The sequence below is a fragment of the Bradyrhizobium sp. Leo78 genome, from assembly GCF_059512425.1.
The window spans coordinates 1-596 of sequence record NZ_JCAMOT010000181.1; the positions used below are offsets into that span (position 1 = coordinate 1).

A 596-nucleotide genomic window follows, 5' to 3' on the forward strand; every position below is an offset into this window, starting at 1 on the left:
GGCGAAAGCGTGAATACTCTGACGACCTATGGCTACGACCCAGCAACCGGCATGCAGGAGCCGAAGGCGACGCTTTGCCAGATCAGGGCCGCGTAAGGGGAAGAGACGATGGCACGCATGAAATTCCTTTGTGACGCGGACCGCTGCATCGACTGCAACGCCTGTGTCACCGCGTGCAAGAACGAGAACGAGGTGCCCTGGGGCATCAACCGCCGCCGCGTCGTCACCATCAATGACGGCAAGCCGGGCGAGCGTTCGGTCTCGATGGCCTGCATGCATTGCACGGACCCGCCTTGCGCGTCGGTCTGTCCGGTGAACTGCATCTTCCCGACCGAGGACGGCGTTGTCTTGCACAACAAGGATCAGTGCATCGGTTGCGGCTATTGCTTCTACGCCTGCCCGTTTGGCGCGCCGCAATATCCGCAAGTCGGCAATTTCGGTACCCGCGGCAAGATGGACAAATGCACCTATTGCGCCGGCGGCGGCGGACCAGAGGCACCAGGGAGCGCGGCGGAATTCGCCAAATACGGCTCGAACCGGTTCGGCGAGGGCAAATTGCCGATGTGCGCGGAGATGTGCTCGACCAAGTCGCTGCT

General features: G+C 62.1%; 1 protein-coding gene. It reads left to right on the plus strand.

Annotation, left to right across the window (positions count from 1 at the left end):
- Positions 1–108 precede the first annotated feature (108 nt).
- Positions 109–596: formate dehydrogenase FDH3 subunit beta (gene fdh3B, locus AC5ZG1_RS44180; protein ID WP_496136537.1), on the plus strand; the 488-nt coding region annotated here is incomplete at its 3' end.